At 70.3% G+C, this 24,140-nt stretch carries 22 protein-coding genes; 13 read left to right on the top strand and 9 right to left on the bottom strand.

Translation table 11 applies throughout. The annotated features are described in order from the left end of the window. Positions 1 to 89 precede the first annotated feature (89 nt). The gene (locus B0I29_RS14470) at positions 90 to 440 is read right to left on the bottom strand and encodes a histone-like nucleoid-structuring protein Lsr2 (protein ID WP_111649460.1); all 351 of its coding nucleotides are present in this window, start codon (positions 438 to 440) and stop codon (positions 90 to 92) included. Between the two features lie 190 nt (positions 441 to 630). On the opposite strand from B0I29_RS14470, the gene B0I29_RS14465 reads away from it, so the two are divergent. Further along, positions 631 to 1,062 carry a hypothetical protein gene (locus tag B0I29_RS14465; RefSeq protein WP_111649459.1) on the top strand — a complete coding sequence of 144 codons (432 nt, stop codon included), beginning with the start codon at positions 631 to 633 and terminating at the stop codon, positions 1,060 to 1,062. Next, positions 1,053 to 2,285: a D-alanyl-D-alanine carboxypeptidase family protein gene (locus B0I29_RS14460; RefSeq protein WP_111649458.1), complete on the top strand. Its 1,233-nt coding sequence runs from the start codon at positions 1,053 to 1,055 to the stop codon at positions 2,283 to 2,285. Before B0I29_RS14465 ends, B0I29_RS14460 begins: the two co-directional genes overlap by 10 nt. Here B0I29_RS14460 and B0I29_RS14455 read toward each other — a convergent pair. Next, positions 2,282 to 2,779, bottom strand: coding sequence for a DUF456 domain-containing protein (locus tag B0I29_RS14455; RefSeq protein ID WP_111649457.1), 498 nt, complete (start codon positions 2,777 to 2,779; stop codon positions 2,282 to 2,284). The genes B0I29_RS14460 and B0I29_RS14455 overlap by 4 nt on opposite strands. Before the next feature lie 182 nt (positions 2,780 to 2,961). Here B0I29_RS14455 and B0I29_RS14450 point away from each other — a divergent pair, with 182 nt between their 5' ends. After that, positions 2,962 to 3,861, top strand: a complete 900-nt coding sequence (locus B0I29_RS14450; RefSeq protein WP_111649456.1) for a sigma-70 family RNA polymerase sigma factor — start codon at positions 2,962 to 2,964, stop codon at positions 3,859 to 3,861. A gap of 81 nt (positions 3,862 to 3,942) precedes the next feature. On the opposite strand, the gene B0I29_RS14445 is transcribed toward B0I29_RS14450, so the two are convergent. Beyond that, the gene (locus B0I29_RS14445) at positions 3,943 to 6,261 is read right to left on the bottom strand and encodes a HelD family protein (RefSeq protein ID WP_375790595.1); all 2,319 of its coding nucleotides are present in this window, start codon (positions 6,259 to 6,261) and stop codon (positions 3,943 to 3,945) included. A 174-nt stretch (positions 6,262 to 6,435) separates the two neighbouring features. On the opposite strand from B0I29_RS14445, the gene B0I29_RS14440 reads away from it, so the two are divergent. After that, positions 6,436 to 6,954: a hypothetical protein gene (locus B0I29_RS14440; RefSeq protein WP_111649454.1), complete on the top strand. Its 519-nt coding sequence runs from the start codon at positions 6,436 to 6,438 to the stop codon at positions 6,952 to 6,954. A 61-nt stretch (positions 6,955 to 7,015) separates the two neighbouring features. On the opposite strand, the gene B0I29_RS14435 is transcribed toward B0I29_RS14440, so the two are convergent. Then, positions 7,016 to 7,879 carry a sigma-70 family RNA polymerase sigma factor gene (locus tag B0I29_RS14435; RefSeq protein ID WP_111649453.1) on the bottom strand — a complete coding sequence of 288 codons (864 nt, stop codon included), beginning with the start codon at positions 7,877 to 7,879 and terminating at the stop codon, positions 7,016 to 7,018. Positions 7,880 to 8,126: 247 nt separating this feature from the next. Between B0I29_RS14435 and B0I29_RS14430 the strand changes: the two genes are divergently transcribed. After that, complete coding sequence (locus B0I29_RS14430) at positions 8,127 to 9,662, top strand: DEAD/DEAH box helicase (protein WP_111649452.1); 1,536 nt, start codon at positions 8,127 to 8,129, stop codon at positions 9,660 to 9,662. 108 nt (positions 9,663 to 9,770) lie between these two features. On the opposite strand, the gene B0I29_RS14425 is transcribed toward B0I29_RS14430, so the two are convergent. Genes B0I29_RS14425 through B0I29_RS14415 form a run of 3 tightly spaced genes read right to left on the bottom strand, consistent with a single transcriptional unit; the run spans position 9,771 to position 13,782 of the window. Next, the gene (locus B0I29_RS14425) at positions 9,771 to 10,313 is read right to left on the bottom strand and encodes a YceI family protein (protein ID WP_111649451.1); all 543 of its coding nucleotides are present in this window, start codon (positions 10,311 to 10,313) and stop codon (positions 9,771 to 9,773) included. Between the two features lie 35 nt (positions 10,314 to 10,348). Further along, complete coding sequence (locus B0I29_RS14420) at positions 10,349 to 13,096, bottom strand: ATP-binding protein (RefSeq protein ID WP_111649450.1); 2,748 nt, start codon at positions 13,094 to 13,096, stop codon at positions 10,349 to 10,351. A gap of 35 nt (positions 13,097 to 13,131) precedes the next feature. Next, positions 13,132 to 13,782: a hypothetical protein gene (locus B0I29_RS14415; protein ID WP_111649449.1), complete on the bottom strand. Its 651-nt coding sequence runs from the start codon at positions 13,780 to 13,782 to the stop codon at positions 13,132 to 13,134. A gap of 17 nt (positions 13,783 to 13,799) precedes the next feature. Between B0I29_RS14415 and B0I29_RS14410 the strand changes: the two genes are divergently transcribed. Further along, complete coding sequence (locus tag B0I29_RS14410) at positions 13,800 to 13,979, top strand: hypothetical protein (RefSeq protein ID WP_111649448.1); 180 nt, start codon at positions 13,800 to 13,802, stop codon at positions 13,977 to 13,979. A 48-nt stretch (positions 13,980 to 14,027) separates the two neighbouring features. Here B0I29_RS14410 and B0I29_RS14405 read toward each other — a convergent pair whose 3' ends face one another. Together B0I29_RS14405 and B0I29_RS14400 are read right to left on the bottom strand one after the other, a co-directional pair. Further along, the gene (locus tag B0I29_RS14405) at positions 14,028 to 15,083 is read right to left on the bottom strand and encodes an App1 family protein phosphatidate phosphatase (protein WP_111649447.1); all 1,056 of its coding nucleotides are present in this window, start codon (positions 15,081 to 15,083) and stop codon (positions 14,028 to 14,030) included. Positions 15,084 to 15,172: 89 nt separating this feature from the next. Then, positions 15,173 to 15,862, bottom strand: coding sequence for a hypothetical protein (locus B0I29_RS14400; RefSeq protein WP_245972521.1), 690 nt, complete (start codon positions 15,860 to 15,862; stop codon positions 15,173 to 15,175). A 254-nt stretch (positions 15,863 to 16,116) separates the two neighbouring features. Here B0I29_RS14400 and B0I29_RS14395 point away from each other — a divergent pair, with 254 nt between their 5' ends. From B0I29_RS14395 to B0I29_RS14365, 7 genes are all read left to right on the top strand, one after another. Next, complete coding sequence (locus tag B0I29_RS14395; RefSeq protein ID WP_111649445.1) at positions 16,117 to 16,992, top strand: NAD-dependent protein deacetylase; 876 nt, start codon at positions 16,117 to 16,119, stop codon at positions 16,990 to 16,992. 112 nt (positions 16,993 to 17,104) lie between these two features. Next, positions 17,105 to 18,115 (top strand): LacI family DNA-binding transcriptional regulator, encoded by a 1,011-nt coding sequence (locus tag B0I29_RS14390; RefSeq protein WP_111649444.1) that lies wholly within the window; start codon positions 17,105 to 17,107, stop codon positions 18,113 to 18,115. Between the two features lie 147 nt (positions 18,116 to 18,262). Then, positions 18,263 to 19,951 carry an ABC transporter substrate-binding protein gene (locus tag B0I29_RS14385; RefSeq protein WP_111649443.1) on the top strand — a complete coding sequence of 563 codons (1,689 nt, stop codon included), beginning with the start codon at positions 18,263 to 18,265 and terminating at the stop codon, positions 19,949 to 19,951. A gap of 62 nt (positions 19,952 to 20,013) precedes the next feature. Then, on the top strand, positions 20,014 to 21,060 hold the full coding sequence (locus B0I29_RS14380; RefSeq protein WP_111649442.1) for an ABC transporter ATP-binding protein: 1,047 nt from the start codon (positions 20,014 to 20,016) through the stop codon (positions 21,058 to 21,060). Further along, positions 21,057 to 22,037, top strand: coding sequence for an ABC transporter permease (locus B0I29_RS14375; RefSeq protein WP_111649441.1), 981 nt, complete (start codon positions 21,057 to 21,059; stop codon positions 22,035 to 22,037). Before B0I29_RS14380 ends, B0I29_RS14375 begins: the two co-directional genes overlap by 4 nt. Before the next feature lie 3 nt (positions 22,038 to 22,040). Continuing rightward, positions 22,041 to 23,090, top strand: a complete 1,050-nt coding sequence (locus B0I29_RS14370; RefSeq protein ID WP_111649440.1) for an ABC transporter permease — start codon at positions 22,041 to 22,043, stop codon at positions 23,088 to 23,090. After that, positions 23,087 to 24,097, top strand: coding sequence for an ABC transporter ATP-binding protein (locus B0I29_RS14365; protein ID WP_111649439.1), 1,011 nt, complete (start codon positions 23,087 to 23,089; stop codon positions 24,095 to 24,097). Before B0I29_RS14370 ends, B0I29_RS14365 begins: the two co-directional genes overlap by 4 nt. Positions 24,098 to 24,140: the final 43 nt, after the last annotated feature.

The following is a 24,140-nucleotide window of genomic DNA, read 5'->3' as shown; positions in this document are numbered from 1 at the left end:
CACTTCACGTCCATTTCGGACGCGCCCAGTGGGATTTCTCACGGAGGCTGTGCCGGTGGCGCGGCACCGGCACAGCATCACGAGGTGAATCAGCGGCCGTTGGCCGCCCGGTACGCGTTGCTTACCTCCTGGGGAATGCGGCCCCGTTCGGAGATTTTGTGCCCGTTCGCGATCGCCCACTCGCGGATCAAGCGGTTCTCGTCGCGCGAACCGGCAGTGCGGGCCGGTGCCAGCGCCCGCGAACCGATTCGGCCACTCGTGGTCCGGCCCAGCCGGGTGCCCGCGGAGATGTACGGGTCCAGCACCTTACGCAGCTTTCCGGCATTGGCCTCGGAAAGGTCGATCGTGTAGCTGACGCCGTCGAGACTGAACTCGACCGTCCGATCCGCCTTCTTGCCGTCCAGATCGTCGATCAGGGTGGTGATTACCTGCCGCGCCATAACGACTCCCGAGAGATTATTAATCAACCGCGCCCAGTCTCGCTCGGGACTGGCACATGGCGCAACTCCCTACCGCGATCCGGCAATTCTTTCTTCGCTTCTTTACCGAATAGCGACCCGGTAATAGCGCCGAATCGGCGAGAAAACCCGGGTTGACCGACGCCCCGGCTGTCGCGTTAGGGTCTGCCCCATGCGGGACGAGGACGCCGCCTGGCGGGAACAGCGCGAGCAGGCCGTGGCCGGTCGCGCGGCAGCCCTGGAGGCAGACCGCGCGGCGGAGGCACGGCAGGCCTCGGCGTTGCTCGATGGTTTCGTGGGGCAGGCGCGGGAGCACGGCCTCACGCCGTCCCCGCTGAGTGCCCGTGCCCTGTCCGGCCGCTCCACCTATCGGACGCGGGTCAAAGGGTGGTACCTGAAGTCGGACCGTTCGGTCGCCGTCGGCGAGGACGGGGAGTACTACATCCTCACCGTGCCGTCGTCACTGCGCGCCCGGTTCACCGGCGCCGACCTCTCACCGAGCCGGCCCCGCCTGATCGTCGGCGCGGGCGGCGGCGACGGTGAGCCGATCCCGTTGAAGCAACTGCTCGACCGGCGCCTGGAGGCGGGAGTTCGTTGGCCGTGAAGATCCTTGCGGCCCTCAGTGCCACCCTGCTCCTGCTGATCCCGGCTCCGGTGCAAGCAGCTGGCAAAGCTGAGATCCCCTGCCCCAAGCCCAAGGTCGCCAAGCCGAGCGCTCCGCCCCGGCCTGTCCCGCCGGCGGAGAACGCCGAACAGATGGTGGTCGGCGGCGACGACCTCGCCACCCACGGCCTGGTCGTCCCCCAGGGCGTGAAGAGCCCGCCGGCCCTGACCGCGACCACCTGGATGGTCGCCGACCTGGACACCGGCGAGATCCTCGGCGCCTGCGGCCCGCACGTGCACCAGACGCCGGCCAGCGTGCAGAAGATGCTGCTGGCCGCCACCGCGATCGCCGGTCTCGATCCGAAACAGCAGGTCACCATCGTGCGCAGCGATCTGGACATCGAGCCGGGCAGCTCCGCGGTGGGCCTGGTCGTCGGCGGCAAGTACCCGATCTCCACGCTCTGGCTGGGTCTGCTCCTCAACTCCGGCAACGACGCGGCGAACGCCCTCGCCCGGATGGCCGGTGGCGGCGGCAAGGACGGCGTCGCCAAGACCGTCGGCGACATGAACGCGCTCGCGGCCTCGCTGGGCGCGTACCAGACGCACGCCGTGACGCCCTCGGGGCTGGACGGCAAGGGGCAGTTCACCAGTGCGTACGACCTCGCTCTGATCGCGCGGGTGTGTTTCGCCAACGCTGACTTCCGCAAGTACGCGCTCACCAAGGTGGCGAAGATGCCGGCGCAGAAGAAGCCGAAGGCGAGCGGCTTCCAGTTCCAGAACGAGAACAAGCTGATCTACAACTACGACGGCGCGCTCGGCGGCAAGACCGGCTTCACCACGCTCGCCCGGCACAGTTACGTCGGCGGGGCCGAGCGGGGCGGGCGCCGCCTGGTGGCCACGCTGCTCGGCGCCGAGGCCCGGCCGCAGCGCGGCTGGGAGCAGGGCGCCGCGCTGCTGGACTGGGGCTTCTCGCTGCCGCAGGGCACCTCGGTCGGCAACCTGGTGACGCCGGAAGAGGTCGCCTCAGCCCAGGCGGGCGAGCCGGAGCCCGAGTCGGCGCCCAAGGGCGAGGCCGCCGGCGAACGGCCGGCGGCGACGTCCCCCGACGAGGCGCCGCGCGCCCTGTCGGTGGTCGCCGCACTCTCCGTCGCGGTGATGCTCGCCGTGGCGCCCCTGCTGCTCCTGGCCATCCAGCGCCGCAGACGCCGCCTGTCCCGTCTCTAGCTCAGGATCAGGCCGACCACCCAGACGACCGCGATCCCCAGCGCCGCCGCGAACTCCACCAGCAGCGACAACCCCACCGCGGCGATCGCCGACCGGGTCGACGGCCACGCGCGCTCCGAGCCGAGCCGGTTCACCTCGACCAGCCAGATGCCGAGCACGAACCCGAGCACCAGCCCGACCACCGGCACCACGAAGAACCCGATCAACCCGAGCACACCGCCGGCCAGCAGCGCCGAGTTCGGCACCGTGTTGCGCAGCTTCTTCCCCGGCCACAGGAACTTGATCACCAGGCCGGCGCCGGCGATCAGCGTGGCGACGCCCAGCACGGTCCACCGGACGCCACCGCTCCCGCTGCCGAGCAGCGCCCAGAGCAGCACTCCTGACCAGCTGAGCAGCAGTCCGGGGATGACCGGCAGCATGACGCCGATCGCCCCGATCGCGATGAGCAGGCCGGCGAGGATATTGACTGTCGAACCGGTGTCGCTCAGATCCATGCGGCACAGAGTAGAACCCTCAAGCCGCCCTCCCCGCCGCCGATAGCTGGACAACGCCGCGGAAGGCCTGCCGGGTACAACCGGTACGCAACCGTGAGTGACCCGGCCATGCACCCTGCGTTCGCGAATCTTCTCCATGTCAGCCGGTGCCGCAAGGCGCCGACAACAACGGGGGAGACGACATGAACGACGTAGCGATCGCTGCAGACCTTGCCGCCACCACCAGCTCGGTGCTTTCCGCCAAGGAGCAGGAGGAGTTGATCCGTACCAACATGCCGCTCGTCGGTCACCTGGTGCGGGACATGCTGAGCCGGATCCCCAACCACATCCACCGCGACGACCTGACCAGCGCCGGTCTGCACGCCCTGGTCACCGCGGCGCGCGGCTTCGATCCGGAGCGCGGCGTCCCGTTCAACCGCTTCGCCGGAACCCGCATCCGCGGCGCACTCCTCGACGAGCTGCGCTCGCTGGACTGGGCGACCCGCTCGGTGCGCTCGAAGGCCCGCACCACCGACACGACCCGCCAGCAGCTCATCACCACGCTGGGCCGTACCCCCACGCCGGAGGAGCTGGCGCAGGCGCTCGGCACCACCACCGACGACCTGCAGCGCACCGACACCGACGTGCAGCGCGCCACCGTTCTCTCCCTCCAGGGCTTCACCACGAGCAGCGCCGACGACATGGTCACCGAGCGCGCCCCGGGCCCGGAGGAGATGCTGCTGCGCCGCGAGCAGATCGGTTACCTGCACCACGCGATCGACTCGCTGCCGGAGCGCCTGCAGACCGTCGTCACCGAGTACTTCCTGCGTGAGCGCCCGATGGCCGACATCGCCGCCGACCTGGGCGTCACCGAGAGCCGCGTCAGCCAGCTCCGCGCCGAGGCGCTGTCCCTGCTCAAGGACGGCCTGAACACCCACCTCAACCCGGACATGGCGCCGGTCCCGGACAACCCGGAGAGCATCGTGGCCCGCCGCCGCGCCACCTACTACAACAACATCGCGACCAACACGTCCATGCGCAGCCGCCTCGCGATGACCAACGCCCAGGGCCACACCCGCACCCTCGCAACCACCGCCGCGTAACCCACCCTCACCCTCACCCTCACCCTCACCGAAAAGGCTCGGCGTCCCAGAGACGCCGAGCCTTCTTGGGTACGCACGAACTCAGGCGAGTGTGCCGAGGACCTCGGGGAGCTCGCCGGTGTAGAGGATGCCGAGGCGCCGGGTTGCCCGGGTGACCGCCACGTAAAGGTCGGACAGTCCGCGGGGGCTCTCCGCGATGATCTGGCCCGGCTCGACGACCAGCACCGAGTCGAACTCCAGGCCCTTCGCCTGGCGCACGGTCATCAGGACCACGTGGTTGAGCAGGTCGGGCTGCTCCCCCACGGCCGCGCCGGGTACGGAAGCCACCAGGGCCGCCCCGAGAGACTCCTCCAGCCCCTCCGGCACCAGCACGCCGAGGCGTCCTTCCTCGATCGAGGCCGCTTCCTTGCGTACGTCTGCGATCAGTTCTTCGGAAAGGGTGACCGGAGGCACCCGGCGTGCCCATGGTGTGACGCCGGCGGAGCGCACTGAGCGAGGCGGCCGCAAGGCCGGGTCGACCGCCGCGAGCACGTCCGCGGCCACCGCCATCACCTCGGCGGGCGTGCGGTAGTTCACGGTGAGCTCGACGAGGCGCCAGCGCTGCGCCACGTAGGGCTCGAAGACCTGCTCCCAGCCGGTGGTGCCGGCCAGCTCGGAAGTCTGTGCCACGTCGCCGACCACCGTCATCGACCGGCTCGGGCAGCGGCGCATCAGCAGACGCCAGGCCATCGGCGACAGCTCCTGCGCCTCGTCGACGATCACGTGGCCGAACACCCAGGTCCGGTCCGCGGCGGCGCGCTCGGCGGCGGTACGCGTGTCGATCACCTCGTGGCGTTCGACGAAGGCGCTCGCGTCGACGACGTCCAGGGCGGAGAGGATCTCGTCCTTCTCGGCGCCCTCGTCCTCGAAGTCGAGTGACCGGGAGCCTTCGACGATCTCCAGCACGCCCTCGGCGTACTCGATCGCGGCGTTGCGCTGGCGCTGCTGCTCACGCACCTTGAGGGTGTCGTCGATGCCGAGCAGTTCGGCGAGCTCGTCGAGCAGCGGGATGTCGGCCGGCGCCCAGCCGGCCTCTCGCGAACGCAGCAGCAGCGCGCGCTCGGCAGGGGTGCACCCGGCCGATTCCAGGCGCTCGTCGTCGGACAGCAGGTCGCGCAGCACCTGGCGCGGGGTGAGCACCGGCCAGAACTCGAAGAGCGCCTGCTGCACGTCGACGTCCTCGCGCAGCTCGCGGCGGGTCTCGGCGAGGTCGGCCTCGGAGAGCAGGTTGTCGCCGCCGAGCGGGTCGGCGCCGATCCGGTCGGCGATCTGCAGCGAGAGGGCGTGGATCGCCTCGGTCACGAAGATCTGCCGGGCCACGTTGTGCGGGCGGCCGGAGCGGCGGGCCGCGGCGCGGGCCTCCTCCAGCGACGCGCGTTCGACGCGTACCGGGTAACCGTCGTGGTCGACCTCGACGAACTCGTCCGGAACCGTCTGCCGGTCGGCGACCGCGTTCTCCAGCACGTCGAGCATGTGCAGGGTGCCCTTGAGCGCGGCGGCGGCCGGTTTCTCGACGGCGCGGGCGCGCACACCGGGGAACATGTCGCCGAGCGTGGCCAGCAGCACACCGGTCTCGGCGAGCGACGGCAGGACCTGGGAGATGTACCGCAGGAACGTGGTGTTCGGGCCGAGGATCAGCACGCCGGACCGGGTCAGCTGCTCCCGGTACGTGTAGAGCAGGTAAGCCGCCCGGTGCAGTGCCACGGCCGTCTTGCCGGTGCCGGGCCCGCCCTGCACGACCAGGACGCCGGGCAGTCCGGAACGGATCACCTCGTCCTGTTCCGCCTGGATGGTCTCGACGATGTCGCGCATCCGGCCGGTGCGGTTCGCCGTGAGCGCCGAGAGCAGCGCCGCCTCACCGGTCACGTCCTCCCGGCCGGTGCCGTCGCCGGCCTCGATGTCGAGCACCTCGTCGTCGATGCCGGTGAGCAGCCGGCCACGCGTCCGCAGGTGGCGGCGCCGGGTGACGCCGTCCGGGTGCACGGCGGTGGCGAGGTAGAACGGCCGGGCGGCGGGGGCACGCCAGTCGACCAGCAGCGGATCCTGATCACGGTCCTCGGCGAAGAGACCGAGCCGGCCGATGTATCGAGGGGTGTCCGCGGAGAAGTCGAGCCGGCCGAAGAGAAGACCGTTCTCGACCGAATTGAACTGTGCGAGCTGTTCGGCGTAATGGCTGCGGGTGGCCTCGCGTTGTGCTCGCCCTTGCGGGGTGCCGCCGGCCTCCAGCAGGATCCCGCGCAAACGGCGGTCGGCCTGCTCACGCAACTGATCCAGTCGCCCGTAGAGCGTGGTCAAGTACGCCTGTTCAGAATCGATCTCGGCGTCCGAGCTTGACAAAGTCGCCCCTTTTCGTGCTATCATTCCGGCGCTGGCAACCATTTCAATGGTTGCCATTTTGTGTTTCCGCCAAAGCATTCGGCAAACGACCAGACTAGCCGATCCCGGTGAAGTTACGGCCTGCGGTTCGAGTGTCCGCAATCCGTCATCGACACGCCGGAGCGTTACGCGCGGCGCCCGGCGCCCATTAACCGGGGCATGAACTACACCACCCTGACCCGTCGCCTTCCCGCCGTGGCCCTCGCCGCGATCGCTGTCCTGGGCGTCACCTCCGCCTGCTCCTCCGACTCCGACGAGGCCCCGGCCGGCAACGCCGCAGCGGCGGCCGGTGGTGGCCCCGAGCCGAAGACTGTCGACGGCGCGAAGGCCGCCGCGCAGACGGTCTTCGACCGGTTCAGCGGCGGGGACTTCGCCGGCGCCTGGGAGCTGTACACGGCCGCCGGCAAGCAGGCGATCAGCAAGGCCGACTACATCAAGCTGAACGAGGCCTGCTCCCGCAAGGGCCTCGCGATCCAGCTGACCAGCGCCCGGATGGAGGGCGCCGACAAGGCCATCGTGATCGCGAAGCAGCTGGTCGCGGCGCAGTCCTACACGATGGCCTACGAAAAGGACGCCTGGAAGCTGGAGCCGGCCAAGGAGGGTCTCGCTCTCTACAAGCTCGGCGCGGTGAAGGCGATCGCGGTGCAGAAGAAGGCAGGCACCTGCGCCAACGCGTGACGCGCGGAACAGAGCCGGCGCCCGCCGCGAACCGCGGCGGGCGCCGTCCAACCTGATCCGTCTATGCGGCGACCGGCACCGGCACCGGCAACCCTTCCGGGCTGGTCAGGGCGAGCCGGGTTCGCAGCGTTCCCCGGGTCGCGATCTTCTCGTAGTAAGCGGTCCGCCGGCGGGCCACGCAGCCCTCCTTCGGCGGGTTCTGCGCGGCGAGCGACGGCTCCAGGAGCGTGTTGAGCCCGTCCCGCATCAGCACCAGCGCCTCGGCCCGCAACTGTGACACTCGTGACTCGCTCACCCCGAGCTCCTCGGCGATCTCCGCCATCGGCCGCTCCTCGAAGAAGTAGCCCTGGACCACCGCGCGCAGCCGCTCCGGCAGCACGTCGACGGCGTTGCGGAGGTATCCGAGCCGTTCCCGGCGCAGCAGCATCTCCTCGGGCCCGGCGCCCGGCTCGGTGACGATGTCGTCAGCGGTCGCGGTCGCGAAGCCCTGGAGGCTGAAAACGGTCGCGCGGTGCACGTCGTCCTCGGCCGCCTCGATGTCCTCGACCGTGCAGCCGAGCCGTTCCGCCACCTCCAGGACGGTCGGTGTGCGACCCAGCTCACCGATCAGCTCCTCGCGGGCCGAATCGGTACGCCGAGCGCGCTGCCGCACCGAACGACTGGCCCAGTCCAGCCCGCGCAGCTCGTCCAGGAGAGCTCCGCGGATCCGGGTCGCGGCGAACCGGGGGAACGGAACGCCACGCTCGCGGTCGAAACCACGAGCGGCCGCCACCAGAGCCGCGTACCCTGCTGAGAGCAGGTCGTCGCGGTTCACGTGGGCGGGGACCCGGGCCAGCATCTCCCGGACCAGATGCCCGACGAGCGGCATGTTCGCCCGCACGATGTCTTCGCCACGCCTCTCCGCGGCAGGTGCCTCACCGGTCATCAGGGGGTCTCCTCGATCGCCTGCCGGGCGGGGATCCCGGCGCTGAGAAGAAAGATCCGGCCTGTTGAGTGCGGTGAGGTTCGCTATCAGGTGCGAATAGGTTGCGGACCGTACCCGAGTACAATGATCGGGAGCGGCCAGCACTCTTTCACCAGGGCCGCCCTCGGATCGACCACCACGCGCCGCGGCCACCAGTGGCCAGCGCCGGGCGGGACGACCTCGACGACCCTTTGGAGTTCGTAACTTAATGACCACCTTCACCGAGCTCGGCGTGCCCGCCGCTCTCGCCACGGCACTCACCGGTCTCGGCATCACCTCTCCGTTCCCGATCCAGACCGCCACGCTTCCGGACACCCTCGCGGGCAAGGACGTGCTGGGCCGCGGGCGCACCGGTTCCGGCAAGACCTACGCATTCGTGATCCCTCTGGTGGCCCGTCTGGCCACGTCAGCCCGCAAGCCGCGGGCCGGCCGTCCGCGCGCGCTGATCCTCGCTCCCACCCGGGAGCTGGCGACGCAGATCGAGGCCACCCTCAAGCCGCTCGCCGACGCGGCCGGGCTGCGCACCCTCGTGGTGTTCGGCGGAGTCGGCGCCAACCCGCAGATCAAGGCGCTGAAAGCCGGCGTCGACGTGCTCGTCGCCTGCCCCGGCCGGCTCGACGACCACATCCGCAACGGTCACGCCGCTCTGGACGATGTGGAGATCACCGTCCTCGACGAGGCGGACCACATGGCCGACCTGGGCTTCCTCCCGGTGGTCCGGCGGCTGATGTCGCAGACCCCGGCGGGCGGCCAGCGGCTGCTCTTCTCCGCCACTCTGGACAACGGCGTGGACGTCCTGGTGCAGCGCTTCATGCGCAACCCGATCACGCACCACGTCGACTCGGCCGCGCAGGCGCCGGTCGAGATGGACCACCACGTGCTGCACGTCCAGCACGACGACCGGTTCGACGTTCTCGTCGAGCTGCTCGCCGCGCCCGGCCGATCGGTGGTGTTCACCCGGACCAAGCGCCGGGCGAAGATCCTGACCCGTCAGCTGAACGCGGCCGGTGTGCCGGCGGTCGAGCTGCACGGCAACCTGGCGCAGAACGCGCGTAACCGCAACCTGTCGGCGTTCTCCGACGGCACGGCCGGCACGCTGGTGGCCACCGACATCGCGGCCCGGGGCATCCACGTCGACGACGTGGCCCTGGTCATCCACGCGGACCCGCCGGTGGAGCACAAGGCGTACCTGCACCGTTCCGGCCGGACCGCCCGGGCCGGCGCCCGCGGCACGGTCATCACCCTGATGACCGACGACCAGCAGGCGGACGTGCGCGACCTGACCCGCAAGGCCGGCATCCGCCCGGCCACGCACCGCACCCGGCCCGGCGACACGATCCTGGCGAAACTGGCACCGGGCGAGCGGATCTTCGTCTCCCCCGCCGCCATCTCGTCGGCTCTCGCCGTCGCTGCCGCGGCGTCCGCTCCGGCCCGGGGTTCCTCCGAGCCGGCCGGCGACTCCGAGGCGGGCGCGGGTGCTTCCCGGCGTCGTCGCGGTGGTCGCGGCCGCCGTCCGGCCTCGGCCACGCAGGGCGAGTCGCGCTCCCCGAAGCAGGCACCGGCCAAGGACGGCGCGGGCAAGAGCCAGAACGCCGGCCAGGCGCGCAGCGCGAGCTCATCGCGCGGCTCCGGCCAGGCGCGTGGTTCGGCAACCCGCTCGGGTACGCCTCAGCAGCGCCCCGCCTCGTCCGGAGGCGCAGCCGCTTTCTCCTCCCGGAGCAGCGGCCGCCGTTCGGGCCGCTGACCCGAGGTTCCAGCATCCTGAACGACAGTGAGCACCAGCCGAGCCCGGCTGGTGCTCACTGTCGTTTCTGCCACCCCGGAACGACCGTGAGAACAAGCCGGGCCTGAGTCAGCCGGCCATGGCGTGGCCGGTTCGGGCTCGGACCGGGACGGCGTGGATGTCGAGTTCGACGCGAACGGTCCGGCCGATGACGGGCCGGCCCGCGCCCACCCCGGCCGCCACCCGGTCCACCGCGCACCGGGCCACCAGCCGGAACCCGTCACCGGCCGCCTCCGCCGGCGACAGATCGAGGACCACCTCGCAGGTCCCGCCGCGGACCGCGAGCACCCCGATCAGCTGCCAGCCGTCCGCCACCCGCCGGCACCGGGTGCTGCGGAACCCGATCTCCGGATGATCAGCCGTGTTCAGGAATCTGCGCCCCCGGATGTCCCGGTCGCGGCGCGGATCGTCGGTGGTGAAACTGGCCGCGTCGAGTTCGGCCGAGGCGATCGAGCGCTCCGGATCCTCGGCGACCGTGACGGTCCCGCCGCTCACCGCCATGGTCCCGGTGACCGGATGAAGGCCGAACGCGTGGGTGGCGACGAGCCGGCAGACGGACCGTGCCGGGTCGATGCGGTACGTTCCGGCGCTGATGTCGATGAGTGTGTTCATGCTGTTCAGCGTGCCGCCGCGGGCCGCGCCAGTACTCAGTGCTGGTACTGATTCCCGGCACGCAACCGGGCCGCCAGCTGTGTCCGGTTGGTCGCGCCGAGCTTGGCGAGCGCGTTGCGGACGTGTGTCTCCACGGTCCGTTCGGAGATGTGCAGCCGCGCGGCGATCTCCCGGTTCGCCATACCTTCGGCGGCCAGCTGGGCGATCTCGCGTTCCCGGCCGGTCAGGTCGTCGCGGCTGAGCGCGGCGGCGGCCACGGCGATCGGCCCCAGCCCGAGCCGGCGTGCCGTGGCGAGCGCCTCGGACGCGAGCACCTGGGCGGGACGTCCGTCACAGATCGAGGCGTAGGCCAGCTGCGCCTGCGCGACGAACGGTGCCGCGCCGATCCGCTCCTCCATCGCGATGGCGCTGCGGAAATGCCGCTCGGCGGCCTGCCGGTCGCCCAGAAGCGCGGCCATCATCCCGAGCGGCCGGTCCACCGAGCCATGGCAGGCGGTCATCGTGTTGAGGTACCGCCCGGCGATCGGCAGCGTCAGCTCGTAAACGGCCGCGGCCACATCCACCTGGTCCAGCCAGACCGCGGCCTCACCGGCGCTGAGCAGCACGAACCCGCGCCGGCTGTCCGGTGGCAGGCCGGGCAGCACGTCCCGCAGGATCCGGCAGGCCGCGCCGGCCGTGTCCCGGTCGCCGTCGAGCATGGCGAGCCGGGCAATCTGCGCCACCGCGACCGGCTCGGCGCCGAGCGTGGCGAGGGCACCGGGCAGTCCGCCGGGCCACCGCGGCACCCGCCCGGTGAACGGTCCGAGGCTGGCGTGGAACGCCGCGTGCAGTTCGGGGCCGGGCTGCCCGTCGAACGTTCCGGCCAGCGCGAGCGCCTCGTCCGCGAGAGCGCCGGCCGCGTCCGGGCGACCGGCCAGCAGCATCCGCGCGGCACGGGCCCGCAGCAGATGCCAGCGCACGACCGGCCGCCCGAGCCGTTCGGCGAGGGCCGCCAGCGCCGCCGTCTCGGCGTCGTAACCGGTCAGATCACCGATGGTGAGCAGCGCGTCGAGCCGCCACAGCCGCCCCCACAGCTCGGCGTCGACCGGTCCGCCGCCGTTCGCCAGCCGGAGACTGCGCCGGGCCAGGTCCAGGATCTCCTCCGCGTCGGTCGCGAGATCGAGCACCTCGTGCCGCGCGTGCACCGCGGCGGCCATCGCGCCGGCGTCACCGCCGGCCTCGGCGAGCGCCATCGCCTGCCTGCTCAGCGGCTCCGCACGCGCATGCCCACCCGTCTCCACCAGCAGAATCGCGTACTGCGCGACGAGCCGCGCCGGAACCAACCCCAGATCAAGATCAAATTCCGGGCCCGAGGGTACGCCGAAAAGCGCCAGCGCCCGCTCGCACAGCCGGAGCAGTGACGACGCGACCGGGCCGCCGAATCCGCGTACCGTCAATGCCGCCGCCGCACCCAGATCGGGCCGCCTCGCGGCCTCGGCCACCGCCATGGCCGCGTCGCAGTCGGCGACCGCGACGGCGAGCCGTCCGTCGAGGCAGGCGGCCTCGGCCCGGGCCAGGCGCAGCCACGGGTCGTCCGGGAAGAGGTCGAGAGCCTGGCCCAGCCAGGTCGCGGCCGCGCGGTGGTCCAGCTGCCGGGTCGTGGCACGCGCCGCCGCTTCACAGGCCTCCTTCGCGGTACGCCGGGACGCCTCGTCCACGGCCGCCCGGACCCGATGACGTGCCGTCTCGCCGGCCCGGGCGCCCGCGGCGGTGAACTCCTCGGCGATCCGGGTGTGCGCGGCGATCCGCTCGGCCCGGGAGAGTCCGGCATAGCGGGCCTCGCGGACCAGCTCGTGGGCGAACCGCAGCCGGGCCGGCGCCCACGGATCCTCGACCAGGATCCCGGCGCCGATCGCCTCGGCCAGCAGCGGCTCGACGGGTTTCGCCGCGATCCGGCCCAGCGTAGGCACGTCGATATCCGTGCCGAGGGCCGCGGCGAGACCGAGCAGCTCCCGAGCCGGCGGGGTGAGCGCGGCGATCCGGAGGCCGACCAGGCGCAGCAGCCCGTCCGGCAGATCGACGGCGCCGGCCGGATGGCGCAGCCGATCGGTCGCGGTGAGCAGCCGGGTCAGCTCGCGGGTGTAGAGCGGATTGCCGCCACCGAGCCGATGCACCACGGCCGGCCACGAGGCGTGCACCGGCGAACCGGCCCGCTGCGCCAGGTACGTCGCGACGGTCGCCGGATCCCACGGGGTCAGGGTGAGTGATTCGGCGCCGGGCAATTCCACATCGAGGGTACGAGCGGTCGCGATCACCAGCAGCCGGGTGCCGCCCACCTCACGGCAGACCAGGCCGAGCAGGGCGAGCGAACCCGGATCGGCCCAGTGCAGGTCCTCCAGCACACAGACCAGGCCGCCATCGGTTACCGAGGCGGCCGACCGCAACGCCCGCAGCGTGTCCTGCATGACCCGGAACCGGGCGGCCACCGGATCCTCACCGCTGCCGCCGGTGCCGTTGTTGTCGCCGGTGTTCAGCAGATTCGGGGTGAGGCCCGGTACGTCGCTGTCGAGCAGGCGCAGCCACGGCCAGAACGCGGGCGCGCCCTGGTCCGGATCGGCGCGGCCGGTCAGCACCGTGGCGCCGGCCGCGGCCGCGCGGGCCACGGCCTCCTCCACGACGGCCGTCTTGCCGATCCCGGCCTCGCCGGTGAGCAGAGCGATCCCGCCCGTGCCGGCGGCGGCGTCCGCGCGCAGCCGGTCCAGAGCGACCACTTCGGCGACCCGGGCCACCAGCGGAGTACCCATGCGGGCATTGTGCGCCCGATGGGCGGTCCTGACTGTCAGGCCTCCGGCACGCTGACCGAGATCTCGTCCCCCAGGGTGAATCCGGCGGTCAGCTCCAGTTCGTCGCCGGACCAGAAACGTCCCGGGTCGTACCAATTGGCCTTGCGGTTGCGCGGCAGCAGGCCCATGTCCTCATACGTCACCGCGACCACCTCGGCGCAGTACGCCTTCTCCAGGGTCGCGTCGCTGACCTCGCCCTGCTGCCAGGGCAGCCGGATCTGCGGCACCCGGCCGCGCGCCCAGCGGAACGCGAGCTGCGACGTGGACGGGAACGGCGTGCCATCGAGGCGGGCCACCGTCTTGAGCGCCTTGTCCTCCATGGCACGGGTGACGCCGGGCTCCATCTGGCGCAGCCAGCCGCGCTGGCCGTACCGGCGGGCCCAGACGGTGACCGCGTCGCGCAGGTCGTGCAGCTGCACACCGCGCTGGAAGTTGCCGGACCACATGTCGGGCAGCGAGCGGCCCAGCTCGGCGTGCCACATGAGCGGCGGCATGTCCTCGATCACCAGGGACATCCCGACATGGTTCACCGGGCTGTTGGTGAGCGCCTGGATGGCACGATCCGGCCCGGAACGGCCGCGAAAGATCCAGATGTCACCCGTACGCGTCAGTTCGATCGCCTCGTCGAGGCTGAGTTCGGCAACCACGTGTCTATCCTCAGCTGATGCGTTGGTGGAAGGTAGCAGGACTTGCAGGACTGGCCGGGGTCGCGGCGACCGGGGCGGTGATCGCCCGGGCCGAGCGACGGCGGCGGGCGTACACCCCGGACGAGATCCGGCAGAAGTTGCACGAGCGGGTCAGTGAGGCGGCCGAGCCGGCCACCCCGGAGAAGAACGTCGACTGAGGATAGTCGCCCGGCCCGCTCACAGCAGATCGGCTCACACCAGGCCGCTCAGACCAAGTCGGTGTCGCGGACCAGGGACCAGAGTCCGGCGCCGTCCGGGGCGGAGAACCATGTCTTGCCGCCCGACGGCACCATCTCGGCGGTGTCCGGACCCGGGATGGCGCCGGCCAGCACCGCCTGGGTCGGCGAGAGCCGGCGGATCGCGACGGCGGCCACGTTTTCCGGGTGGGATCGCGCGAACTCGGAGTAGATCTCCTGGTCGTGCTGCCCGTCGTCGCCGATGAGCAGCCACCGGATGTGCGGGAACTCCTCGGCGAGCCGGCGCAGCGAGTTGCGCTTGTGCTCCTGGCCGCTGCGGAACCACCGATCCGGCGTGGGACCCCAGTCGGTCAGCAGGATCGGGCCGGCCGGGTAGAGGTGCCGGCTCAGGAACCGGGTCAGGGTCGGCGCCACGTTCCACGCACCGGTGGAGAGGTAGACCACCGGGGTGCCGGCGTGCCCGTTGACCAGCCGCTCGTACAGCACCGCCATGCCTGGCACCGCGGTGCGCGCGTGCTCGTCCAGCACGAACGTGTTCCACGCGGCGAGCAGCGGGCGCGGCAGGGTGGTGACCATGACCGTGTCGTCGATGTCGGACAGGACGCCGAACCGCACGGCCGGGTCGATCACCCGGATCGGCGCGTCGACCGGGGCGGCGCCCTCGGTGAACATCCGGGCGGTGCCCCAGCCGGGCTCCAGGTCGCCCTTGACCTTGCAGTCGACGTAACCGCTGCGGTCGGAACGGGTCTCGGTCACCGTGCCGCCGAGCTCGATGCGGACCACGGCACCGCTGGCCGGGGTGGTGGTGAAGCTGCGCCAGCCACGGACCTTCTCCCGGCGCTTGCTGACCGTGCCGGGGCGGGCCAGCAGGACCCGGCCCATCACGCGGGCCCAGCCGGGAGCGCCGTAACCGGTGTACGCCGTGATGGACGGTTTCCAGCCCCGGCCGAGCAGCCGGCGCTCGATGATGCCGTGAATCGCGTCCTCGACCAGGGCAGCACGATGCATCCGGGTCATAACCGCACTGGTTGAGGCCCTGTCGTCTGCGGGAGTTACCGTCACCATCGCCTCCTTACCCCAAGACCGCCCGAGGTCACGTTACCCGGGCCGTCTGTACGAGCGTCAGGGAACGGTACGGGGGTCCAGGATGGACATCAGGCGGCCGCCGGGAGTTCCGCCCCGGTCCACTGCTCGGACCACCACTGCTGGTCGGCGGACTCGGAGGCGGGGCCGCGCAGCCGGGCGGAGGCCGCCTCGGCACGCAGGTCACGCAGCGTCTCCGCGGCCGCCTCGGCGCCGCGCCAGGCCGCCTGCTCCCGCGCCACCGCCTTGCGGTACGCCTCGAGCCGGTGCGCACGGACCGCGCCGTGCAGCACGGCCTCCTGCTGGACCGGGTGCAGGCGCGGGTTCCAGCCCCGGTGCGCGAAGACGTCGTTGAGCTGGGCGATCGACAGGTCCTGGGTCCGGCACAGCTCGGTGGCGGCCCGGTGCAGGTAGCGCTGCCGGTCGATGTTGTCCCCCGGCTTGCGGCGGCGGCTCATCAGCGGGAACGCGGTGGCCGCGGCGATCCGCCGGGTCTGCAGCTCCGCCTCCTCGTACGCCGCCCAGGTGGCCTCGACCGCCTCCTGCGCGGCCGACCACTCGGTGCGGCGGCGGACCGCTGCCTCGGCGGCCTCGGCGGCGGCGCTCTCCACCTCAGCGGCGTAGGGGTTCTCGTCGGGCTCGGGCTGCACGAACGCCTTGGCGCGGGGCAGCTTGGCACCGACCACGGCGATGGCCAGCAGAAGAAGGATCGTCACCCAGATAGCGGCGGCTTGCGGCACGGCGCTGAGAAAGCTTTGCAATGCGGAATCCATCGAACACCCCCACGTAAGGGCCACCGGGCGGGTCGCCTGCGCGGCCGGCGCCTCGGGGGCGACGCGGGCCTGTGAGGAAACGCGACAGGCGACGGGCGTCCCAGGGACGTCCTTCCTGCTCTTGCGTCACGATCACACCACTCAACCTACTAAAGCGCAGGTGAACGCGCACCGCCTGTTGAGGTCACGGCCACCCGTACGGATGGCACGGGTGGTCACGCGGACGAGGGACCATAGGTGCCATGGACTTGTCAGTGGTGGAGCAGGTGGCGCTTCTGGACGCGTGGATCGCCGAGGGCGGCGTCGCGGTTCTCAGCGGGGCGGGCCTCTCGACCGACTCCGGAATCCCGGATTACCGGGGTCCGTCCGGCTCGGCCCGGCGCGGCTCCCCGATGACGTACCAGACCTTCACCTCGGACGCCCTGGCCCGCCGGCGGTACTGGGCGCGCAGCCACCTGGGGTGGCGCACGATCGGCGACGCGCGGCCCAACGACGGGCACCGGGCGGTGGCCCGCTGGCAGTCGTCCGGCCTGCTCTCCGGCCTGATCACGCAGAACGTGGACGGCCTGCACCAGGCCGCCGGCGCGCAGGACGTGGTCGAGCTGCACGGCAACCTGGCCCGGATCGTCTGCCTGGACTGCCGGGAACTGACCTCCCGGACCGAGCTCACCGACCGGATGGATCACGCGAACCCGGACTTCTCGGCAGTCGCGACCGGGATCAACCCGGACGGCGACGTGGAGATGGACGACGCGGAGCTGACCGGGTTCACGGTGGTGGACTGCCGGTCCTGCGGCGGCGTGCTCAAACCCGACGTCGTGTACTTCGGCGAGACCGTGCCGCCGGACCGGGTCGCGACCGCGTTCGACCTTGTGGAAAACGCCCGTACGCTGCTGGTTCTCGGTTCTTCGCTGACCGTGATGTCCGGCCGGCGGTTCGTCCTGCGCGCGGTCCGGGAGGGCGTCCGGGTCGCGATCGTGAACCGCGGAGTGACTCGCGGCGAGCCTTACGCGAACATGGTCATCGATGCCCCGCTCGGCATCGTGCTTCCGAATCTTGCCTCGGAAACCGATAACCGCCGATTTGTAAACACAGTTACCGTCTCGAAATCTAAATAGATCCCTCGGCACATTGACGTGACGGCCCTCACTGAGGTTGACTGCCGGAACCGGTACCGAAACCGGTTCCGAAACCTACGGGCAACCACCTGGATACATCCTCGGAGGAGCAGTGCCGATCACGATCGCCGACGTGGCGGCCCGGGCCAAGGTCAGTAAGACCACGGTGTCCCGGGTGCTGAACGGCAAGGGCGAGCTCGACGAGACTACCGCCGCACGGGTGCGCGCGGTGATCGACGAGCTCGGCTACGTGCCCAGCGCGCGGGCGGTCAACCTGGCCCGCGGCCGCACCCGGGTGGTCGGCATGCTGGTGCCCTCGCTCACCTGGCCCTGGATGGGCGAGGTGCTGCAGGGCGCGGTCGACGTGCTGGAGGCGGAGAACTACGGCCTGCTGCTCTTCACGTGCAACCGCGGTGACGACTCGATGCGGCAGTTCGGCGCTCAGGTCGCCGCGAAATCCTTCGACGGCCTGCTGGTGATCGAGCCGGAAGGCACCCTCGACTACATCGCCACCCTGCACTCCCGGGGTCTGCCGATGGTTCTCATCGACGACCGCGACCAGCTCTCCGGCGGCACGATCGCGACGATCGGCACCACGAACCACACCGGCGCCGCCGACGCCGCACACCACCTGCTCGGGATCGGGCGCCACAAGCCGCTCGTGATCACCGGGCCGTCCCGCTTCGGCTGCACCCAGCAGCGCACCGACGGCTTCGTCTCGGCGTACGCCGGCGCCGGATTCCCGATCTCGGAGGACCGGGTCATGCTCGGCGACTTCAAGTTCGGGTCCGGGGTGGACAACGTCAACCTCGCGATCAAGGCCGGGATCGAGTTCGACGCGGTCTTCTGCCACAACGACCTTTCCGCGTTCGGCGCGATGCAGGCCATCCAGGACAGCGGCCGCAGCGTTCCCGAGGACGTCGCGGTGGTCGGCTTCGACGACATCCCGATGGCGGCGCACGCGAAGCCGTCGCTCAGCACGGTTCACCAGCCTCTGCGGGAGATGGGCGAGGCGGCGGCACGCACGCTGCTGGCCCACTTCGAGGGAGTTCCGCTCCCGAACCGGCCGACGATAATCCCGGCCACCTTCACCGTCCGTAACTCGACAGCCCCCGCTTCGTAACCGGCGTCACCCATATCCACCGGCCGCTATGACGGCCGGGACACCGCGGCACCCATCGACCGGCTGATGCCGGTCGAGCGATGCCGCACGCCTTAGGGCACCCCTCTCACCCCTCTCACCCGGCATTGAATCCTGAGGAGTTTTGCGATGCAGAGAAGGAAACTGTTCGCGGTCGCCCTGGCGGGTGTCCTCGCCACGGGCGGGCTGGCCGCGTGCGGTGAATCACCGAACGACAACGCCAAGAACGCCGGCAACGGTGACCAGGTCGACTTCCTCTCGATCGGTATGCCCAACGGCACGGTGACCGAGAACAACAACCCGTTCGTCGGCACCTCCGCGGGCGCGGCGCTCGGTTACCGCTGGATGATCTACGAGCCGCTCGGCCAGTGGAACAACACCAAGCCGGCCGACCCGCTGACCCCGTGGCTGGCCAGCGAGATCAAGTGGTCGCCGGACTTCAAGACCGTCGACCTGGTGATCCGCGACGGCGCGACCTGGTCGGACGGCCAGAAGCTGACCGCCGAGGACGTCGCGTTCACGCTGAACCTGGTCAAGAGCAACGAGGCGCTGAACATCTTCGCGATCCCGTTCGACGCGATCACGGTGACCGGCAGCAACGTCAAGGTCACGTTCAAGACCTCCCAGTTCACCACCCAGCACAAGGTGATCGGCCAGATCCCGATCGTGCCGAAGCACATCTGGGAGAAGATCGCCGACCCGGCCACCGACACCATCAAGGAGCCGGTCGGCAGTGGCCCGTACGTTTTGAAGTCGTTCTCCCAGCAGGCGACGATCCTTACCGCCCGAGAGAGCGGTTACTGGGGTGACGCGCCCAAGGTCAAGGAGCTGCGTTACACCTCCTACGCGGACAACAACGCGCAGTCCACGGCCCTGGCGACCGGTCAGGCCGAGTGGAGCTTCGTCTTCATCCCGAACTACGAGCAGACGTTCGTGGCAAAGGACCCGGCGAACTACAAGGTCTGGGCGCCCGGCGTGCTCGGCATCCACGGTCTCTACATCAACACCACGAAGAAGCCGTTCGACGACCCGGCCCTGCGCCGCGCCATGAACATGGTCATCAACCGGAACGACATCTTCGTTCAGGCCGAGGCCGGCTACTTCCACCCGGAGATCAAGAGCGTCACCGGTCTGCCCGAGGGCGCCGGCGACGCGTACATCGCCGACGAGTACAAGGGCAAGACCTTCTCGGTCGACGTCGAGGGCGCCAAGGCGCTGCTCGCCCAGTCCGGCTACAAGCTGGAGGGCACGACGCTGAAGGACAAGTCCGGCAAGGCCGTCACCATCAAGCTCAGTGACCCGGCGCCGTGGTCGGACTACCAGACCACGCTGGAGATCATCAAGAGCAACCTCGCCGAGATCGGCATCGCCGCGACGGTGGAGAAGCCGAACCAGAACGTCTGGGACGCGAACATCCAGAAGGGCGACTTCGAGGCCAGCATGCGCTGGACCAACGGAGGCTCGACGCCGTTCGACATCTACCAGACCGTGCTCGACGGCGACCTCTACAAGCCGATCGGCACCGCCGCTCAGCAGGGCAACTTCGGCCGGTTCCAGAGCCCGGAGGCGACCGCCGCGCTGAAGGCGTACTCGAACGCCACCGACGACGCGGCCCGCAAGACCGCGCTCGCCACGATCCAGAAGATCTTCGTGGAGCAGGCTCCGATGCTGCCGGTCGGCTCGGACAACGTCGGCGCCGCGTACAGCACCAAGAACTGGGTCGGCTGGCCCTCGGACGCGGACTCGTACGCGCCCGCGCAGCCCACTCAGGCCGCCGCACTGCAGGTGGTCCTGCGTCTGCAGCCCGCCAAATCCTGATCGCCTGACGGGCGCCCCGGTTCGCCGGGGCGCCCGCTCCTCATGTTCAAAGGACACCCGGAATGACGTCGATCCCGGAGGCCAAGGCGCCGGCCGACGAGGTGGTGCTCGAGGCGATCGGCCTGACCAAGCACTTCCCCGTCCGCCGGCAACTGCGCGACCTCTTCTCCAACCGGCACGATGCGGTTCACGCCGTCGACGATGTGAACCTCACGCTCCGCCGCGGTCAGGTGGTTGCCCTGGTCGGCGAGTCCGGCTCGGGCAAGTCCACAGTGGCCCGGCTGCTCGCTCAGCTCTATCCGCGTACCGGCGGCGACATCCGGCTGCACGGCGTGTCGACGAAGGTCAAGTCGGGCTCGGCGTTCCGCCAGTACTGCGCCCGGGTTCAGATGATCTTCCAGGACCCGTTCGCCTCGCTGAACCCGGTGCACACCATCCGGTACCACCTGGAACGGTCTCTGCAGATCCACGGCAACGCCGGTGACGATCTCGAGACCGCGCTGCACGAGCTCCTGGAGCGGGTCTCGCTGACGCCGCCGGAGCGGTACCTGGACAAGTTCCCGCACGAGCTCTCCGGTGGTCAGCGGCAGCGGGTGGCGATCGCCCGGGCCCTGGGCGCCCAGCCCGAGGCGCTGCTCGCCGACGAGCCGGTGTCGATGCTGGACGTCTCGATCCGGCTCGGCGTGCTCAACCTGCTGCGTGATCTCAAGGAGCGGCTGAACCTGGCCATCCTGTACATCACCCACGACATCGCCTCGGCCCGCTACTTCGCCGACCAGACCATGGTCATGTACGCCGGCCGGATGGTCGAGGGCGGCGATTCAGAAACGGTCACACAGTCGCCTGCTCATCCGTACACCAGGCTCTTGATCGAAAGCGCGCCCGACCCGGATCGTCTCGCCGGAGCCTCCGAAGCCGCAGGCGAGGAGCGCGGCAACGGCGAGCCGCCCAGCCTGATCCATCCGCCCACCGGATGCCGGTTCCACCCGCGTTGCCCGGTCGCGATGCCGCGCTGCTCGACCGACCTGCCGGTCCCCCTGGAGATCGGTGACGTGCCGGGACACTGGGCAGCCTGCTGGCTGTACGACAAGGCCGAGGTGGCGTCGTGAAGTATTTCCTGCAGCGTCTGGCCTTCTATCTCTTCACCGCGTGGGCCGCGATCACGCTGAACTTCTTCATCCCCCGGATGATCCCCGGTGACCCGGTGCAGGCCCTGATCACCAAGTACCAGGGTCAGCTGAGCAGCCAGGCGATCGACTCGCTGTACGTCCTTTTCGGACTCGACAAGGACGCGAACATCTGGCAGGAGTACGTCGATTACTGGGGGCAGCTGCTCCGCGGCGACCTGGGCCTGTCGTTCACGTTCTTCCCGACGCCGGTCTCCGAGATCCTCGCCAGCAGCCTGCCATGGACGCTGCTGCTGGTCGGCATCACCACGGTGATCAGCTTCTTCCTCGGCACCAGCCTCGGCATCCTGGCCGGCTGGCGGCGCGGCTCGTGGGCCGACGGCCTGCTGCCGGTCACCACGTTCCTGTCGTCGGTGCCGTATTTCTGGCTCGGCATCATCGCGATCTACCTGCTCACCGGGCCGGACAGCTTCTTCCCGTCGTCCGGCGGCTTCGACAGTGGCCTGGTGCCGGCCTGGGACCAGTACTTCATCCCGAGCGCCATTCAGCACAGCCTGCTGCCGGCGCTGACCATCCTGATCTCCTCGGTCAGTGGCTGGATCCTCAGCATGCGCAACATGATGGTCACCGTCGCCTCGGAGGACTACATCACCGTGGCGCACGCGAAGGGCCTCACCGACCGCCGGGTGGCGATGAGTTACGCGGCACGCAACGCGCTGCTGCCGAACGTGTCCGGGTTCGCCCTGTCGCTCGGGTTCATCGTCGGCGGCACGCTGCTCGTGGAGATCGTCTTCTCGTACCCGGGCGTCGGGTTCCAGCTCTTCCAGGCTCTGGGAGCCTCCGACTACCCGCTCATGCAGGGCGTCTTCCTGATCATCACGATCTCGGTGCTGGTCGCGAACCTGCTGGCGGACATCGCGTACCTGCTCCTCGACCCGCGCACCCGCAAGGAGGGCTGAGCTTTGACGATCCCCACCTCCAGCATCGAGCAGGTCATTCCCGGCCAGGGTTCGATGGCGCAGCCGGCGACGGCGAAGAAGGCCAGGAGGCAGCGCTTCCGGTTCGTCTCGAACAAGAAGGCCGCGGTCGGGCTGATCATCCTCGGCGTCTACCTGCTCATCGCGGTCATCGGGCCGTGGGTGGCGCCGTACGATCCGGGCGCCCGCGGCAACCAGCTGGTCCAGCCGCCGTCGGCCGACCACTGGATGGGCACCACCCACCTCGGCCAGGACGTGTTCAGCCAGCTGCTCGTCGGCACCCGCAGCGTCATCTTCGTCGGCTTCTTCGCCGGCATCGTGGCGACCATCCTGTCGGTGCTGATCGGCGTGACCGCCGGTTACGTCGGCGGCAAGACCGACGAGGGTCTCTCCGCGCTCTCCAACGTCTTCCTGGTGATCCCCGCCCTGCCGCTGATCATCATCATCACGTCCACCCTGGAGAGCGCCGAGGACTGGCTGATCGCCCTCGTCATCGGCCTCACCTCCTGGTCGTGGAACGCCCGGGTGCTGCGGGCGCAGACCCTCTCACTGCGCCGGCGCGACTTCGTCGAGGCGGCCCGGGCGACCGGTGAGCGGACCTGGCGGGTCATCGTCTTCGAGCTGCTGCCGAACCTGACCGCGGTGATCGCCTCCGGCTTCGTCGGCACGGTCATCTTCGCGGTGCTCTCCGAGATCACCCTGGCGTTCATCGGCGTCACCTCGGCCACCACCTGGAACTGGGGAACCATCCTGTTCTGGGCGCAGGGCCAGCAGGCGCTCGCCCAGAACGCCTGGTGGTGGTTCGTGCCGGCCGGTCTCGCCATCGCGCTCCTCGGCACCGCGCTGTCCCTGATCAACTTCGGCATCGACGAGTTCGTCAGCCCGCGCCTGCGCAGCATGGGCAAGACCAAGCTGAAGACCGCGTCCGGCAAGACGGTCCGGATGCGCATCGGCTTCACCCCGGTCCTGAGCAACTCGCCCGAGCCACTGACCCACGCTTCGGTGACGCCGGTCATGAAAGAGGTCGCGCCATGAGCGAACCGGTTCTCGAGATCCGCAATCTCAACGTCGGGTACGGCCTGGGCGACCAGGCGGTCCGCGCGGTCCGCGACGTCAACCTCACGCTGCACCGCGGCGAGGTGCTCGGCCTGGCCGGCGAGAGCGGGTCCGGCAAGTCCACCCTCGCGTACGGATTGACCCGCCTCCTCCCGCCGCCCGGTGTGATCACCGGCGGCCAGGTGATCTACCACCCCGCCGACGGCCCGGCGTACGACGTGCTCGGGCTCTCGGACCGTGAACTGCGCGAGTTCCGGTGGAACGAGACGGCGATCGTGTTCCAGGGCGCGATGAACTCGCTGAACCCGGTTCACAAGATCTCCACTCAGCTCACCGACGTGCTGCGGGCCCACGAGCCGACGATGAGCGAGCACAGCCGCAACGCCCGGGCCCGGGAGATGCTCAAGCTCGTCGGGATCGCGGCGGACCGGATGGACGCGTACCCGCACCAGCTCTCCGGCGGCATGCGGCAGCGCGTGATGATCGGCATGGCCCTGATCCTGCAGCCGCAGGTCGTGATCATGGACGAGCCGACCACCGCGCTCGACGTGGTGATGCAGCGGCAGATCCTCCGTCAGCTCATCGAGCTGCGCGAACGGCTCGGCTTCTCGGTCATCTTCATCACCCACGACCTGTCGCTGCTCGTCGAGTTCTCCAACAAGATCGCGATCATGTACGGCGGCCGGATCGTCGAGGAGGCGCCGGCGTCGGCGATCTACCGGGACTCGCTGCACCCGTACTCGGCGGGTCTGCTCGGCTCGTTCCCGGCGCTGCGCGGCCCGCGCCGCGAGCTCACCGGCATCCCGGGTTCGCCGCCGGACCTCAAGGGCATGCCGACCGGCTGCTCGTTCCACCCGCGCTGCCCGAAGGCGTTCGATCCGTGTGCCTCGAACATCCCGGTGCTCGGCCGCCCGGACACCCCGGACGGTTCCACGCGCTCGGTCGCATGTTGGTTGCATCCGACGGCACAGCCCGTCGGCCTCTGACAGAAGGCCGGTCCCATGCCGTCGGGACCGGCCTTCACTTTGT

Origin of the sequence: Actinoplanes lutulentus (genome assembly GCF_003259845.1) — a bacterium.
Taxonomy (GTDB): domain Bacteria; phylum Actinomycetota; class Actinomycetes; order Mycobacteriales; family Micromonosporaceae; genus Actinoplanes; species Actinoplanes lutulentus.
Note: the sequence above shows the minus strand (reverse complement) of the source record. Positions and strands in the feature narration are given on the sequence as shown.